The 14,943-nt window shown below is 47.2% G+C and carries 14 protein-coding genes and 1 pseudogene; 4 read left to right on the plus strand and 11 right to left on the minus strand.

From position 1 onward, the window contains the following. Positions 1-181 precede the first annotated feature (181 nt). Positions 182-433 (minus strand): heterocycloanthracin/sonorensin family bacteriocin, encoded by a 252-nt coding sequence (locus GCU45_RS02000; RefSeq protein WP_145945469.1) that lies wholly within the window; start codon positions 431-433, stop codon positions 182-184. A gap of 426 nt (positions 434-859) precedes the next feature. Further along, positions 860-952 (minus strand): annotated as a pseudogene (locus GCU45_RS34130) (YdeI/OmpD-associated family protein); the annotation flags it as partial. A gap of 166 nt (positions 953-1,118) precedes the next feature. Here GCU45_RS34130 and GCU45_RS02015 point away from each other — a divergent pair. Continuing rightward, positions 1,119-2,030 carry a helix-turn-helix transcriptional regulator gene (locus tag GCU45_RS02015; RefSeq protein WP_152397868.1) on the plus strand — a complete coding sequence of 304 codons (912 nt, stop codon included), beginning with the start codon at positions 1,119-1,121 and terminating at the stop codon, positions 2,028-2,030. 89 nt (positions 2,031-2,119) lie between these two features. On the opposite strand, the gene GCU45_RS02020 is transcribed toward GCU45_RS02015, so the two are convergent. Beyond that, complete coding sequence (locus tag GCU45_RS02020; protein ID WP_152397869.1) at positions 2,120-2,731, minus strand: TetR/AcrR family transcriptional regulator; 612 nt, start codon at positions 2,729-2,731, stop codon at positions 2,120-2,122. Between the two features lie 198 nt (positions 2,732-2,929). Here GCU45_RS02020 and GCU45_RS02025 point away from each other — a divergent pair, with 198 nt between their 5' ends. After that, positions 2,930-3,787: an SDR family oxidoreductase gene (locus tag GCU45_RS02025; RefSeq protein ID WP_152397870.1), complete on the plus strand. Its 858-nt coding sequence runs from the start codon at positions 2,930-2,932 to the stop codon at positions 3,785-3,787. 27 nt (positions 3,788-3,814) lie between these two features. Here GCU45_RS02025 and GCU45_RS02030 read toward each other — a convergent pair whose 3' ends face one another. Then, a complete protein-coding gene (locus tag GCU45_RS02030; protein ID WP_152397871.1) occupies positions 3,815-4,228 on the minus strand; it encodes a MerR family transcriptional regulator in 414 nt (137 codons plus the stop codon). A gap of 94 nt (positions 4,229-4,322) precedes the next feature. On the opposite strand from GCU45_RS02030, the gene GCU45_RS02035 reads away from it, so the two are divergent. Together GCU45_RS02035 and GCU45_RS02040 are read left to right on the plus strand one after the other, a co-directional pair. Then, positions 4,323-5,168, plus strand: a complete 846-nt coding sequence (locus GCU45_RS02035) for an SDR family oxidoreductase (RefSeq protein WP_152397872.1) — start codon at positions 4,323-4,325, stop codon at positions 5,166-5,168. A 241-nt stretch (positions 5,169-5,409) separates the two neighbouring features. Then, entirely contained in the window at positions 5,410-6,603 is a 1,194-nt protein-coding gene (locus tag GCU45_RS02040; protein WP_152397873.1) for an MFS transporter, read from the plus strand. Between the two features lie 28 nt (positions 6,604-6,631). Here the strand turns inward: GCU45_RS02040 and GCU45_RS02045 are convergent, their stop codons facing one another. From GCU45_RS02045 to GCU45_RS02075, 7 genes are all read right to left on the minus strand, one after another. Continuing rightward, on the minus strand, positions 6,632-8,620 hold the full coding sequence (locus tag GCU45_RS02045) for a Na+/H+ antiporter (protein WP_152397874.1): 1,989 nt from the start codon (positions 8,618-8,620) through the stop codon (positions 6,632-6,634). Between the two features lie 313 nt (positions 8,621-8,933). Next, positions 8,934-9,470, minus strand: a complete 537-nt coding sequence (locus GCU45_RS02050) for a DinB family protein (protein WP_152397875.1) — start codon at positions 9,468-9,470, stop codon at positions 8,934-8,936. 536 nt (positions 9,471-10,006) lie between these two features. Further along, on the minus strand, positions 10,007-10,645 hold the full coding sequence (locus GCU45_RS02055) for an HD domain-containing protein (RefSeq protein WP_076164746.1): 639 nt from the start codon (positions 10,643-10,645) through the stop codon (positions 10,007-10,009). Positions 10,646-10,814: 169 nt separating this feature from the next. Next, positions 10,815-11,669, minus strand: a complete 855-nt coding sequence (locus GCU45_RS02060) for a GNAT family N-acetyltransferase (protein WP_167527064.1) — start codon at positions 11,667-11,669, stop codon at positions 10,815-10,817. A 132-nt stretch (positions 11,670-11,801) separates the two neighbouring features. Beyond that, complete coding sequence (locus GCU45_RS02065) at positions 11,802-12,068, minus strand: CD3324 family protein (RefSeq protein WP_152397877.1); 267 nt, start codon at positions 12,066-12,068, stop codon at positions 11,802-11,804. A gap of 346 nt (positions 12,069-12,414) precedes the next feature. Continuing rightward, entirely contained in the window at positions 12,415-13,269 is an 855-nt protein-coding gene (locus GCU45_RS02070; RefSeq protein ID WP_152397878.1) for an alpha/beta fold hydrolase, read from the minus strand. Between the two features lie 126 nt (positions 13,270-13,395). Continuing rightward, complete coding sequence (locus tag GCU45_RS02075; RefSeq protein WP_152397879.1) at positions 13,396-14,616, minus strand: MFS transporter; 1,221 nt, start codon at positions 14,614-14,616, stop codon at positions 13,396-13,398. Positions 14,617-14,943 lie beyond the last annotated feature (327 nt).

Below are 14,943 nucleotides of genomic sequence, written 5' to 3' on the forward strand. Positions count from 1 at the left end.
TAAAAGACTAAGCTTTTGCCGGTGATAACCGCATTGCACACACCTTCGGTTTTCCCTCATTTTCAAGTTATGTAGAGCGTTTTGTCCGTCATGCCTAAAACAAAAAGGAGCAAGCCCCTGCAAGACGCGATATCTGCAGGGGCATACCGTTTTGGGGATCGCCAAGCGAGCTTGTTGGAACTCAACGGCAGCGGGCGCAGCCTCCGCAACGTGCGCAGCCTCCGCAGCCTCCGCAACTGAAGCAGCTACTGCAGCGGAAACAGTTACCGCATGAACAAAACCCGCCGCATGCGCCGGCGCAAAAAAAGCAAATACCAACACATAAGCGGGAATCCCCCGGACAGTTCTGATATTGCGCCGACGTAGGGGTCATCCCCGTCGTATTGAATTGGCCGACATTCAAGTTTTGCAGACCTTTCTGGAATTCGTTCATTTAATACCCTCCGTATCATTCATTTCACTGTCCCTGCACGGGACAATCGTTATACGAGAATGTTTGGATCTGGATCCGACCGGCATACTAGCCCAGCCGCCCTTCTCGACAAAATAATTTATGAAATTGGATCCGCTAGTGTTCCTATGACATTTGCCTACGAAAAAATGGTTACGGCAAGATACTAATAACCCCGAACTCGACCATGAGTTTTCGGGATTTCGATCCTTCGGACTGCCTTCTCGAAGTCCCCCGCGTGGATCACTACTATAAACAAAACTGCCCGTTAGTTAAATCTGAAACATGCAGTAATGTCCCTTTCATCCAAGGTGTTGTATTAAGCTAACGGAAAATCGAGGCACCAAAAAAGTCATAACCAATATCTGTGGTTATGACTTTTTTGGTTTCTTTCTAATGTAAAGGATATTAATAATCCAGTAGGCGTCCATTATCGTTCCATTGACCGTACATCTTGTTTTTTCTCGTGTTTGTTAGGAATTTTTCTAATCTGTTCTTAAACCGCATAAAAATCAATCGCTTGTTCTGCAACCCCATCAAAGTTTAAATAGACAATAGCTGACATTTAGTAAAGCCTCCTTCTTGTTATAAATGCAGTATAATGAATAAGAGGTGACAGCTTTATGTCACCATTTATAAATAAAATACAGAACAAGAAGGAGTACATATGGAAAAGGTTGAGAGATTAATATCCATCATCATGATCCTGCTGAAAAAGGATGTGGTTTCAACCAAAGAATTCGCACAATTATTTAACGTTACCAAAAGAACGATTCTGCGTGATATGGAAACATTAAGTGTATCCAACATCCCCATCTATTCCGTCAACGGCGTTCATGGCGGCTACGGTATTATGGATGAATACAAGGTTGATAAACGTCTCTTAAGCAGCTCCGACCTGGAGAATATATTAACGGCACTCGGCGGATTGGAACAAATTCTGATCAGCGAAGAAGTTGAAGTGACCATTAAAAAAATAGAAGCCATGGTTAGCCCGTTGGCTCCGAAAAGCTCAATACATCTGTCATTTTATGATTGGGAGGGAAGGTCTGAAATTCGTCAAACTTTGAAGAAGTGTCAAGAAGCGATATTAGCAAGAAGGTTAATTTCATTTGAGTATATTGATAAAAATGGTGTGATCACGAACAGAATGGTCGAGCCATATCAGCTTCATTTTAGCGAAACAAGCTGGTATTTGAAAGGATTCTGTCTGCATCGCATGAGGTATAGAACGTTTAAATTATCCAGAATCGACCATCTTCAAGTGGATGAAAAAACGTTTAGCCCTAGAAATCATTCATTAGAACAAGAACATGAATCAAGTTATCAACCGGAACTAGTCACTGTAAGAGCGTTGATTTCGCCCAGCATAAAGGATCAATTTATTGAACGGTATGGCCGTAAGAGTATTGAATACTATAGTTCCGACTTATTATTGGCAACCATCCACGTTCCTCAAAGCCAAATCGGATTTCAATTTTTAGCAAGCTTCGGCACAAACCTAAAAATCGTAGAACCGCAATCATATGCTGATGAATTTCGAAATTATTTACTTGAAATGGTTAATCAATATTCCTAAATGGTCCACAGCACAAAAAAAGCTCTGCCTTTGGCAGTAGCTTCAGAGTTGCCCGAGAAAGCCCACCTCCCGGCTTGCCCGGAATTTTACTATGTAGCTCCTCTGCTATTTTTGTTATAAAACTCCCATAAAGGGGCTAAGTTGACCGATATAACCTCAATGACTCCTTCAAACATCGTTTCCACTGAGCGATCTTGAGGGTACCGGCTCCACTGCAAAGCCGAACCGAATATGCCCCAACTGATAACGAGGGCCATCGCTTCCCATTTTTCTTGCGAAAAGCCCTGTTTGTCCATTTCATTTATCCGTTGAAGCAGGAATCGATGAAGTTCCTGATGCATGACATTTTCAAACATCGCTTCAAACTGCTTGTCTCCCGGCGTGCTGCATTGTTGAAACCGCAATAGAAAATCGAATACGGTTTGAAAAAGGATTCGCAGATTATCCGCATTGCATCTTGTTTCTTCCGGCAGTCTATCCCTTATAGCCATTTGGAATTTTTCCGTCATCCAATATTCAAGAAAGTCATATTTATCCTGAAAATGCGCATAAAATGTTGTTCGATTTATGGCTGCTTGATTCGTGATATCGTGCACAGAAATGGAATAGACATTTCTCTTTTTCCCAACCAAATCGTTAAAAGCCTGCACGAACAGCTGACGGGTTCTTTTAACACGCGGATCCTCTGGATTTACCGACATTCTATCCCCCTCTTTCTCTAGAACTCAAATAACAGACAAAAGGACTAAAATGTCCGGAACACAACAAAAACAGCTTTTTGCAGGTTGTTCGCACGGACCCAACCTTTTAAATTTTACTTATACGATGATGATTGCACAAGCAAAATCGTATGGCAAGAAACTCTATCATGATTCGCAAACGAAAGGATGAGTGTAGGAATGATTGTTGTTACAGGAGCGAATGGAAAATTAGGCCGGAAGGTCGTAGAGGAACTTCTCAAACGTGTTCCTGCTGGGGACATTGGTGTAAGTGTCCGAGATGTGAATACGGCACAGGATCTAAAAGAACGCGGAGTTCGTGTTCGGCAAGGGCATTTCGATGATTCCGAAAGTCTCCTTCACGCCTTTGAGGAAGCGTCTCAAGTTCTCATGATCTCGTCCCACTCCTTGGGAGAGGTTGCTGTTCGTCAGCATCAAACCGCAATCGACTCGGCAAAAAAAGCTGGTGTTCGACGGCTGCTGTACACTAGCCAAATGTTTTCATCTGCAACGTCGAATTTTCCTCCCATGGACGTTCATGCGGCTACAGAAGAAATGCTAAAATCTTCAGGAATGGCTTTCACGTCGCTGCGAAACGGCTTTTATGCCGCTTCAGCAATCATGTGGATGGGTGATGCTTTAAAAACAGGGGAATTGATTGCTCCGGAAGATGGTCCTGTTGCCTGGACCACCCATTCCGACCTGGCCGAAGCCACAGCGGTTATCCTGACAGAGCAGAGTTATGACGGTATGACCCCTAACCTTACGGCTTCCCAAGCGATTGACATGGATAGAATCGCATCGATTGCTTCCAAGGTCTTGGACCGGCCGATTCGTCGAATTGTCGTATCGGATGATGAATATCGGAGCCATTTAATGTCCAGAGGACTGCCTGAAACGATGGTCGGTATGCTAACGGGTATGTTCCAGGCCAGTCGACAGGGAGATTTCTCGCAAACCAATCCCGCATTGGAAAAGCTGATCGGCAGATCCCCAATGAATTTTGCGGATTTTTTAAAAGATTCGCTTTCTCGGTGACACGTTAACGCCGACTTAGAAAGCAGCTCAATCGGATGAGCCGGCATGCCAAGCCTTTAGCATCTCTTGTGCTTTTTGCGGATCGTCGATGAGGAGAGTCCGATACTCCAGCATCCAATTAAGCGTGACCAGCATCTGGTCATATTCTTCCTTCTTGCCTTCGATCTCCTTTTTCTTGCCGCGAATCCAATCGATAATCTGCTGGTTCGTGTTCGCGTTGGCGTCGTGGTCCCGCAGCACTTCCTTCAGTTCAGCCAGTGAACAGCCGATGGACTGGAACTTCTTGATGAGCTTCAACCGCTCGACAGCCTCATCCGAATAGTTGCGGTAATTGTTGCTTTCTCGCCGGACATGCCGATCGTCCAGCAAGCCTTCCTTTTCATAATAGCGGATCGTATGAATCGTTAATCCCATCTTATCCGCCAGTTCCTGAATTTTCATCGTCTTTTCTCCTTTGGACCGCTTGCCCTAGAGTTCACTTCATAGTTTATGCTTAACATGTTCAAGCAGTCAACTCATGAAGGAGGATATCAAAATGCATGTTTTTGTTACAGGAGCAACAGGGTATGTCGGTTCCGCGGTTGTCAAGGAACTGATCGGTGCAGGACATACCGTATCGGGTCTTTGCCGCTCTGAAGAGAAAGCCGCGGAATTAAAGGCAGCGGGAGCCGAACCGCTGTACGGCACGCTGGACGATCTCGATACGCTAAGCAGCGCCGCCGCGGCTGCGGATGGCGTGATTCATCTGGCGTTCACCAACGATTTTTCCGACTTTGAAGGTGCACTGGCTCTGGATTTACGGGCCGTGGAAGTCATGGGAGCGGCGCTCGAAGGCTCCGGGAAGCCGTTCATTACTACCGCACATGCCAATGGACATGCCGTGGATGAAGCCGTGCTCGCTATGGCGAAGCGGGGTATCCGGGCATCGATCGTCTCGCTTGCACCGTCCGTACACGGCCAAGGCGATAAGGGCTTTGTCCCGATGATGATCAGCATCGCCCGTTCGAAGGGCTTCGCCGCCTACATCGGTGATGGAACGAACCGCTGGCCAGCGGTTCACCGCCTGGACGCGGCAGTTCTGTACCGTCTGGCGCTGGAATCGGCCCCGGCGGGCTCACGGCTGCTTGGTGCCAGCGATGAAGGCATTCCGCTCCGCGAGATCGCCGAGGTCATCGGACGGCAATTGAACGTGCCGGCGGTCAGCATCACATCTGAAGAAGCTGCCGCCCATTTCGGTTTTCTCGGTGCCATTGCAGCCCTCGACATTACAAGCTTGTATAACACTGCACAAGCGAGTCAGGCAACACGGGAGCTTCTTGGCTGGAAACCGATGCAGCCCGGACTCATCGCCGATCTCGAAGAAGGGCATTATTTCGTGTAAAAAAGGAGGGTGTCTCAAGCCTTAATTGGCTAGGGACACCCTTTTTATTTTCAGTAAAGGTTTCGTTATTCGCTTGTTATGCCTCTCTGTTCATCGGATACGAATAGCCATATATATTAAAATGATTCCTGTCGTAAATATTATTCATATTATTCAAGCGGACTGATGCATGCTAACATAAATGAAAAGTTCCGTTTATCCTGCTTCCATCGTTATATATTTACTGCAGAGGAGATCATTGATGTTACCAAGGTCCGCATTTCCATTACTTCTATTGAATATGTTTCTCGCCAATCTTAGCATGGGCCTCGTCATTCCGATCGTGCCGGAACTGCTCGCGATGTTTTCAGCAAGCGGCCAAGCCGCCGGCTATCTCGTCTCTTGCTTCGGTTTGACACAGTTTCTATTCTCACCCTTCGCAGGAAACTTGTCCGACCGGTACGGTCGTAAACCGATGATCATTACAGGGTTGATTTTATTTGCCGTTTCTAATTTAATGGCGGCGTTTGCAGGCGATTTAACCTTATTATTCGTGTCGAGACTGATCGGCGGAATCGGGTCAGCCGCCCTTGTCCCTGCGATTATTGCTTACGTTGCAGATATTACAGAAGATGCCCAGCGCAGCAAGGCCATGTCTTGGTTAGGCGCATCGATGACTTCAGGGTTTATTATCGGGCCGGGTGTAGGAGGATTGCTTGCGGAATGGGGCATCACAATGCCTTTCTTCGCTTCCGCATCCGTTGGACTGCTGGCTATGATATGCAGTATGTGGATGCTCCCCGAGCCGCTGTCGCCTGATATCCGCCGCCTTCGCCAATCTGTGCAGAACAAGAAAGACAATATCTTTCGTCAAATTGGTCTTTCCGTAAAATCCCGTTATTTTATCCTGCTGCTTATTGTTTTCGCCATGACGTTTGGTCTGACGCACTTTGAAGCCATTTTCCCGCTTTTTGTCGTTCAGGGTTATGGCTTCACTACGCAGCAAATCGCCATTTTACTTACCGTGTGCTCTTTGATCGGCACGCTGAACCAAGTGCTCCTGACCGACCGGATCACCCGCCGGTTCGGGGAAAAGCGGGTTATCGTCGCCATGCTTTTGCTATCCGCTTTCACGCTCGCATCGTTGCTTTTCTCAGGCAATTACTATTATGTCATGATCGTCACCATGCTATTTTTTTCATTCAATAATATTTTGCGTCCAACCATCAACACCCTCCTATCCAAAGAAGCTGGAGAGGACCAAGGATTCGTCGCAGGGATGAATAATGCCTATACGAGCCTTGGTACGATCTTTGGACCGTTACTCGCAGGGATATTATATGAAATCCATATCGACTTGCCTTATCTTTTTGGTGCATTTGTGCTGCTTGCAAGCAGTCTAGTCTCGGTAAGAAAATTGAATAAAAATCGTCATCGGCGTCTACAAGCGCGTTAACAGGCAGCATTAATCAATAGGATGATTCTCAACCCATCTCTTCTCTTAAGTCATGCTCCATGAAGAGAATATCACGTTTCATTTCCTTCATGCCCTGTCTGGATATCCGTCCGGTCTCGAACATGGCTTGGATGTTGTCTCTCTCCAGCTGAATCCCGACCCGTGCGAGCTCCTGCATCATGATGTCGAACTCTTCCCGGTTGTAGGTGTCCGATTCGTTTCGGGTCAGAAGAAGCAGCGTACGTTCATATTGCAAAATCAGCGAGCTGACCGACTCCATATCCGTCTCCCCTTTTGCGAGCAGCGCATTCAGCTCCTTTATGACATAAGCCGTATTTTGAATTCTGAGCCTGGCCAATTCGGCGCGTCTCTCCCGGATACTCAGGCGGGCCGGATGCAGCATTCCGAACACTTCAATCCATTGCTTCACAGGGAAAAGCTCTTTTTTATAACGGACATCTCCTGTGTGCATAAATAACAGCTGGTTTATTCTTCTAAGGTAACGGTACGCTGTGACTGGATTCACTTCTTTCTTCTGAACCGCGTGCAGCGTGTTCTCTCTTTCCCATTTCAGGATAGAAAGGCCCAAGGCCCGCTGCACTTTATCGTTCTTTTCCTCTTTTTTCAGCGATTTGATTCTGGAAGTATACGTATTGATGATCTGGGCAGTCGCCAGCCGGTTCTGATCCGTGGTCAGTTCGTTTAATCCGTTCACCACATTCCTCAGAATTTCAATTTTTGCCTGAACCTCCTCCTCTTCCTGCTCCGTTTGCGTTTCTTTCCCCAATAAAAGCGGCAGCAGATAGTTGGACGCAAGAAGGGTCCACAGGATAACTCCAGCCGCAAGGAAAATGATCAGATCCCTCGCCGGAAATGCGGTGCCATCACTAAGAAATAATGGCAGTGACATCGTACTCGCCAGTGTGATCGTTCCCCGGACGCCTGATAAGCTGAGAATCAGCGCCTTCTTGACCCTAAGCCGCAAAGGGCCGCGCGGTTTGGTCCCTTCGACCATATCCATTAGAATCGCCCAGATGAAGCGCAGCCCAAGCACAGCTGCGGTCAATAACAGGGTGTACATGATGACTTTCAGATTCCCGATTTCCGCGCTGTTCCAAATCGTCTGGATAATATCAGGAAGCTGTGTGCCAAGCAGCAGGAAAACCAGCCCGTTTAGAACAAAAACAATGACCGACCAGGTGCTTTTGGATACAACCCGCAGCTTGGCTACCTCGGGATTCATTTTCTTGTAACCGAAAGAATGGGCGATTCCTGCGGCGACGACGGCCAGGATGCCGTTAACCCCTAACTCCTCGGCCGCCATGAAAATCACAAAAGGGGTCAGGATTTCAATCAGCATGTGGAGCGTAACATTCTCCATCCCCAGTCTGCGCAGCCATTTCACCATGGCATATTTGGCAAGCGTGAGCAGCAGGCCCAGCACTACACCGCCAAGTGAGATGGAAATAAAGCTGATGCTGGCCGTTTTGAAAGAGAACACACCGGTGATCATCGCGGCTACGGCAAACTGAAATGACACCAGCCCCGATGCGTCATTGATTAAGGATTCTCCCTCCAGAATTTGCATCGTCTGATGAGGGATTTTTACTTTCTGCTCCAGTGCACCCACGGCCACAGCATCAGTAGGCGCTAATGCAGCCGCCAGTGCAAAAGATGCCGCCAGCGGAATCACCGGAAGGAGCCAGTTCAGGAAATAACCAACCACGGCTACCGTGACGAATACCAGACCCAGTGCCAGCAAAAGGATTGGTTTCTTCAGCTTCCAGAGCGCTTCCTTATCCGCATGCCTTCCATCATTGAACAGCAGCGGGGCAATGAACAGGAGCAAAAACAGCTCTGGATTTAATTTCAGTTCAAAGTGTAACGGCAGCCAAGTGATCAACATCCCCAGTACGATTTGAATAATAGGCACGGAGACCGAGGGGATAAACCGGTTCACTAAATTGGATAAAGACACCGCCGCCAGCATTAGCAAAATAAACTCAAACAATTCCAAACGATTCTTACCTCCATTATCGATCTGTAACGATCCACTCGTTGTAAATTTAGGATCCTCTCTACGATTCAACTATTGTAAATGATATTTATGAACTGTATGTGAATCGTTTTGCACTTAAGCCCAGAGCAATATTCTATAGTACCCATTGGTATTATCATCGGAATTACCGACAGCTTCTTTAATACACCCTACTTTCCATTTGTTCTTCACCAGATATGGCTATTAAGCGTGAAAAAGCCTAATTTCTCGGCATTCGGTGAGAAATTAGGCATTGGTACTTCATTATAGGGCCCTTAAGCGAATATACAAATTATTCCCGTTCCTTTGGCCAAGAACCTTGTTGTTTGCGAATGAATACGATTTGTCCGATATGGTATACGTTGTGCAGCATTTGACGGGCCAGCCTCCCCACACGCTCCTCATCCAGCTGACTGTCGTTCATTTGTGCCAGCGATTGACGCAAATCTTCACAAATCAGGCGGGTTTCTGCCAAGGTTGCCGCCCACTTGTCAGAATTCGCCGGGTCCCCAGGCCCTCCAAATGTATCTTCTGCCAAAACGGCCTCCCATTTAGAATCAGGGGGTTCTCCGATATCTCCATATGTAGGCTTGTGTTCAGATGCCTCTGTTCCATGCGTTGTGTCATGGAGTTGTCTGACAAGCAGGGCGTTGTAATAATTCAGATGGTTTACCGTTTGCCAAATGGTATTCCCTCCTCCAGGGGGCTGCCAGCTTGCATCGGTCGAATTTAAACCTGCAAGAGCAGATTCTAATGGTAAAAACCAGGTCTCCGTATCCCAAACAAAGTCAAATTGCATACGAAAAATATCTATCCGTTTCATATTCATTTGCTCTCTCCTTGATGATTCATATTTGGGAGTCTTATCACAGATTACGATCGTCCCCTGTTTCCTTTAAATGACTTGTAAGACAAAACAATAAAAAGCGTCTCCATTCGATTGATTTTCAATATGCTCGTCCATCCACCATACGCCGTAAGAGTAATAATAAGTCCCTTTTTGTGCGGGGGCATGAAAACTATTCTCTTTCACCGCAACGTCTATTGAACTTCCCTCCGCCGTCATTTGCGTGACGGTGATATTTGTTGGGCTTGGGCTCAACATTCATTGCAAACTTCACGACTTCACCGGGTTGTACGGAAACAGGAACTTCATCTTTTAAAAGTTCAACCGGTCCAGCGGTATCCACACATATACCTTGATTCTATCCTAATCATCACTGCTTAGACGTTAAAAATTTCCAATTTGTTGTATCATACTTCAGCATACATTCTTCTTAAAACACAAAAAGCCGCAGTTACGCGGCTATGAATTGTGTATGCTCTTGTCCAGGTCCATGACTTAGGCTGATTGAACGTGCGTTGTTATTCATCCCATCTGGAATGAAGCACGTGATGGCAAAAATTAGGCCGTTTATAACCCGGCAGAAACAGCTCGCATATATCGGCGTTAATCGTGCCGTAGGTCGTTTCCGGTTTATGCTTAAAGCCTTCAAAGAAGGCGCGCAGAATGTTGTGCTTAAACCGGTTTCGCGGGAACGCATCAACGATTTGCCGGCGAATTTCTTCCGAGATCAGTTCGAAGTTTTTCCCCACGACGTCGTAACCGACGCCAAAATTCATCAGGGCCGCTTCGGTTTCTTTATATTCGACGATTCCGATCGTAGTATGCAGGGCGACGGCATCCCACACCAATCGGATGGATTCTTCCGGCACGCCACGGCTTTGCAGGAAATCTCGAGCGGCATTCGCGCCGTCGACTTCAAAGCGCTTATCAGGACTGCGGAATGCAGGCGTAAGGCCTAAATCGTGGAAAAGAGAACTGATATAGAGCAATTCCGGATCATACTTCAATTGATTCAGGTTGCCTTTGAATGCTGCGAAAAGAAATACCCGGTTTGAATGGTTCCACAGCAAATCATCACCATGTTCCCGGAGTAATTCGGCCGCTTCCTTGGCCAGTTTGCTATCAGGTATTTGGATATCTGCGATTGACATGGACATCGCTAAGCGCCCCCTATTTATGTCGTTAAGCTTATACTAGGGTTTCATGGAATGGAGATCAATGCGGGTGTTTCTATGATCATTATCGACCAAATGCATGATCTCCTACCTATTTCCAGTATCCCCTTAAGACATTCGAATATTCCCTGGGGCGCTGCAGATTCTTTTTCTAAATATCCATTGACATAAGTACTAATTTTACAGGAAAGGTATACCCCATTGACTCTAACAACGATATAGCTTCCTTATTCTGTTCATGAACCAGCGTCTCCACTTCGTTTCTGCCGTTCTTCAGGTGATACTCAAATCCCTTCGTGATGAGAAACCTACCCAGCCCTCTATTACGCCAACGCGGAATGACGAATAATCTTTCGACTGCCCCGGTTTGCCAACACATTACGCTGCCAACCAACTCATCACCTTCAAAGGCAGAAATGGTATGTAACTCCGGACCACCCATCATCCATTCCAACATATTTACACTTCGGTATACTACACCTTGATAAAATTGATTTTCCAGCTCGGTATATTGGATTCGTTCTTCTCTGGATTCCATTGGGTGGTATTTGACATTCACTCCAATAGGCGCTCTGACTTCAGGTACAGGTTCTTCAAGTGAACGCCGTGCTATGTAATAAGTTTGAAAAGGGCTAAAGCCCTTCCCTTCGTAAAACGCTCTGTCACCGTAAAAGTCCTTCCACGCAACCAGCTTCGTTTTCTTGTTTGGATTGCGCAGCTTTTGGCAGGTATCCATAAAAGTAGGGAAAAGAACTGCTCTCACTTCATCCATGCGGTTTAAAGCTAATTCATTCGTAGGCATTTCGACTTCGAATACATCATGATTATCCGCAATTCCGTGACGTAAGTATCCTACACATATTAAATTACCGTCCTCGTTAAATACACAGCTCATCCTCTGATGATCGTAATCTCGATTATATTTAAAAAGGATCCATGCTTTGTGACTTAAGTTTTTTACTGCTTCCTCTAATTCAGACCCATACGGACGAGCTTGTAATGACATCCGAATGCCCCTCTCTGAATGGTGTTTCTTCAATCGTAGCAAAGGAAACCGTTTAGAAATATATAAAAGACCTTTCAGAATCATTTTTTACACAAAAAATCACATCATAATATATGATGTGATTTCTACGGCCTACATTTTTGAATAAATGATTTTTTTAATACTATCGATGGAAAGGCAGAATTGATCAGAAAGTTCATCGATCGTTGCGCCATCAATATATTGCTGACGTATGGTTTCGTTTCTGAGGCTCAAATGTTTTCGGCTTCCTGAATTTTCGCCCCATTTCTTCCGTTGTCCTTCTGGGGTTGGGATGTAAACCATGCTTCCGTGGATATATTTCTGTATTTCCTTTAAAAGCTCTTCCGGAAAAATGATATCTGCGTTTACATACTTCATGATAGCTCTGCTCCTTAAAATTTATTAAAATTTAAGGTTGCAAAGCCTATCCTATAAACAATGATCATGAACGCTGATATTCAGGCGGTGAAAATGAAATCTGAGCTCCATACAAACAACCGCCGTTGTTTATAGTACAAGACTTTGCATGGAGCTGATCGTAGATTTTCTCATCATTCGAGACCTCACTTTCAAAAATATGATCGGTGTCTAATCAGTACCAAAGATTACAATCGATAATATGTTTATTTTACTGATTTCTCCACTTCATGTAAATGTCTGGAACTGCGCCTAACTGTCATTTCAAAACATGAGGGGCTGGTACTGTTAGCCGAACCTCTTAGTGTTACAAAGAATTATTGATAAATTCCTTTACGGCCATTGCAACTCGTTCAGGCTGTTCTTCTGCTGAAAAATGCCCGCAATTTTCGATGATTTTGGCTTTGATATGTTGCAGGCCATTTTCCCTAAATCCGGCAAGGTATTTTTCAATATCTGCATTTTCATCCGATCCTCGCAAGTACAGAACTGGCGTTGACACGGTAACATGTTTTGACGCGGCATTATCCTGTTCATCTTCTTGGAAGCATCTGTATAAATCAAATCCTGCTCTCAATGCGTCCAAACGGGAATAGGCTTCGGCATATAATGTTCTGCGGGCATCACTCATTCGCTTGCCTTTTCCGGCCAGCACGTCATAGAAAAAGGAGAAATAAGGAAGTTCTTTGCCTGAAACCAGTATCTCGGGCAGTTCAGGCACGTTATGAAAACCAAAATGCCAGATGTAAGGATTACTTTTCACCTCGTTCCACGGATCAACTCCAGGAATGGCGACATTCATAATTACCGCGCGCGATAATCTGTCAGGAAAGCTCTTCAGAAAAGCATACGTCACCTGGCCTCCAGCATCACAACCTACCAGTGTCACATCTTGCAAATTCATATGATCCATAATTCCTCGAACATACTCGGCTATATTGCGTTTGCTGTATGACTGCAAAGGAATGACTGAATTCCCGATCCCGGGGATGTCGATGGCGATAACATGATATTCTTCGGCAAGCCTATGCATCACGTCTTCAAATTCCAGCCAACAGGTCGGCCAACCATGAATCAAAAACACAGTTGGCTTTGATATGGAACCGGCTTCGACTACATGGATCGGAACTTCTTTGACAAGTACTTCCCGGTGTGTGAACAAACCTTCTCACTCCTATCGAAATTTTGTGATCACTTCTCAATCGTAGCATTCAAAATATGACAACATCTTGTCACCATTGACATATCGTATTTGCAAAATGCGGACGGATGTAAAAGCCAGCTGAGCTTATCCGGCGGCACCCGACTCGTCTGGAGCGTGCGCGTGCCCCGTTACGGCTGCCCGCCGCTTCATGCGCCGCTCCAGACGCAGGCTAACCGCAAACAAGACGAGCGACAGCGCCGTCATAGCGCCTGCGAAATAGCCAATCTCACCGACGGTAGCGAAGCGCACGACAGCTCCTCCGGCCGATGCGCCCAAGGCGCTGCCGACGTACAGGACGGAAGACTGCAGCGACAGGACGATGCCGGACGAAGGCCCCGACAGCCCGATCAACCGGTGCTGCTGCGCAGGATTGAACATGTAGCCGCTGAAGCCGAACAGTGCCATAGCAGCCACCGCCATGGCGAGAATACCAGGCCGGCCGGCAAAGCCGTATAACGCCGACATCAAGATAAGCGCGGCTGTGAGCAGGGTAAGCGCCAGTGGAATCGCCCGGTTCGGTCCGATCCGGTCCGCGGCCAAGCCGCCTGTCCGCACCCCGATGAAGCTGGCGATACCGGAGAGGCACAGCACCATGCTGATCGTCCGGCCGCCGGCACCATAGCCGGAAAAAAGTTCGGAAACATACGTAAAGAGCGCAAAAATACCGGTGGCCCAAGCAAGCGTAATCAGCAAGGCGGATAGCAGCTCCGGCTTCTTGAGGTACAAAAGGCGTTCCCTTATACCGATCGCCGCACCCGGCGCCACCTGCGGGAACAGCAGCCGGATGGCTAGCGCGGCGAGCAGCGCCACCCCGCCGACGATCCAGAACGTCGTACGCCAGTCAAACGTCAGGGCGACCCACATCCCGAAGGGGACGCCCAGGATCAGGGAGACGGTTTGCCCGGCAATAACGATCGACACCGCACGCCCTCTTTTCTCAGGCGCGGCCAGCGTGGAGGCGACGGCGACGGCCCCCGGCGAGAACAGGCCTGCCCCCAGCGCGGCGACAATCCGCCCGGTCATCATCAGGCCATAAGAAGAGGCGAACCCGCACAGCACGTTTCCGACAGTGAGCAGCAGCAGCGAACCGAACAACAGTTTTCTGCGCTCCATCCTCCCGGTCAGTGTCGTCAGCAGCGGCGACGACACGGCATACACGAGCGCGAACGCCGTCACCAGTTGTCCGGCAAGCGCCGTCGACACATGCATCGCCGCCGCCAGTGTTGGCAGCAGCCCGCCGATCATATACCCTTCCGTGCCGACCGCAAACGCCCCAAGCGCCAGCCAAAAAATCCGTTTGTCCATGAAATCCCTCTCCTTATTTAGATTCGTCTTGTCAATAGAACTGAATCAGTTACAATGAAAAGCGAAAAAAAGCTCAATTTCGGTTACATCTTAGATTCTTCTCGTCATCAATACAACCGAATCGGTTACATTGAACGCCGTAATGAGCCCACATCCAGATGTTATTACTCTACACGGCCTTTCCCCACTTCCATCCTCACTTGAACGTGAGCAGTCGCCTGCCACCTCCTTTCATTGAAACTGAATCAGTTACATTGAGGAGCAAAAAAAACGTGGGTCAGTCTAACGGCGTGACGGATTTCTCACCCGGAGTCTCCAGAGGCCGGA

Origin of the sequence: Paenibacillus cellulositrophicus (genome assembly GCF_009363095.1) — a bacterium.
In the GTDB taxonomy this organism is placed as follows: Bacteria; Bacillota; Bacilli; order Paenibacillales; family Paenibacillaceae; genus Paenibacillus_AQ; species Paenibacillus_AQ favisporus.

Excerpts from the sequence above, each read along its gene's own strand:
- GCU45_RS02000 (WP_145945469.1), bottom strand. The coding sequence starts at position 433 with ATGAACGAATTCCAGAAAGGTCTGCAAAACTTGAATGTCGGCCAATTC.
- GCU45_RS02015 (WP_152397868.1), top strand. The coding sequence starts at position 1,119 with ATGGAAAAGGTTGAGAGATTAATATCCATCATCATGATCCTGCTGAAA.
- GCU45_RS02020 (WP_152397869.1), bottom strand. The coding sequence starts at position 2,731 with ATGTCGGTAAATCCAGAGGATCCGCGTGTTAAAAGAACCCGTCAGCTG.
- GCU45_RS02025 (WP_152397870.1), top strand. The coding sequence starts at position 2,930 with ATGATTGTTGTTACAGGAGCGAATGGAAAATTAGGCCGGAAGGTCGTA.
- GCU45_RS02030 (WP_152397871.1), bottom strand. The coding sequence starts at position 4,228 with ATGAAAATTCAGGAACTGGCGGATAAGATGGGATTAACGATTCATACG.
- GCU45_RS02035 (WP_152397872.1), top strand. The coding sequence starts at position 4,323 with ATGCATGTTTTTGTTACAGGAGCAACAGGGTATGTCGGTTCCGCGGTT.
- GCU45_RS02040 (WP_152397873.1), top strand. The coding sequence starts at position 5,410 with ATGTTACCAAGGTCCGCATTTCCATTACTTCTATTGAATATGTTTCTC.
- GCU45_RS02050 (WP_152397875.1), bottom strand. The coding sequence starts at position 9,470 with ATGAATATGAAACGGATAGATATTTTTCGTATGCAATTTGACTTTGTT.
- GCU45_RS02055 (WP_076164746.1), bottom strand. The coding sequence starts at position 10,645 with ATGTCCATGTCAATCGCAGATATCCAAATACCTGATAGCAAACTGGCC.
- GCU45_RS02060 (WP_167527064.1), bottom strand. The coding sequence starts at position 11,669 with ATGTCATTACAAGCTCGTCCGTATGGGTCTGAATTAGAGGAAGCAGTA.
- GCU45_RS02065 (WP_152397877.1), bottom strand. The coding sequence starts at position 12,068 with ATGAAGTATGTAAACGCAGATATCATTTTTCCGGAAGAGCTTTTAAAG.
- GCU45_RS02075 (WP_152397879.1), bottom strand. The coding sequence starts at position 14,616 with ATGGACAAACGGATTTTTTGGCTGGCGCTTGGGGCGTTTGCGGTCGGC.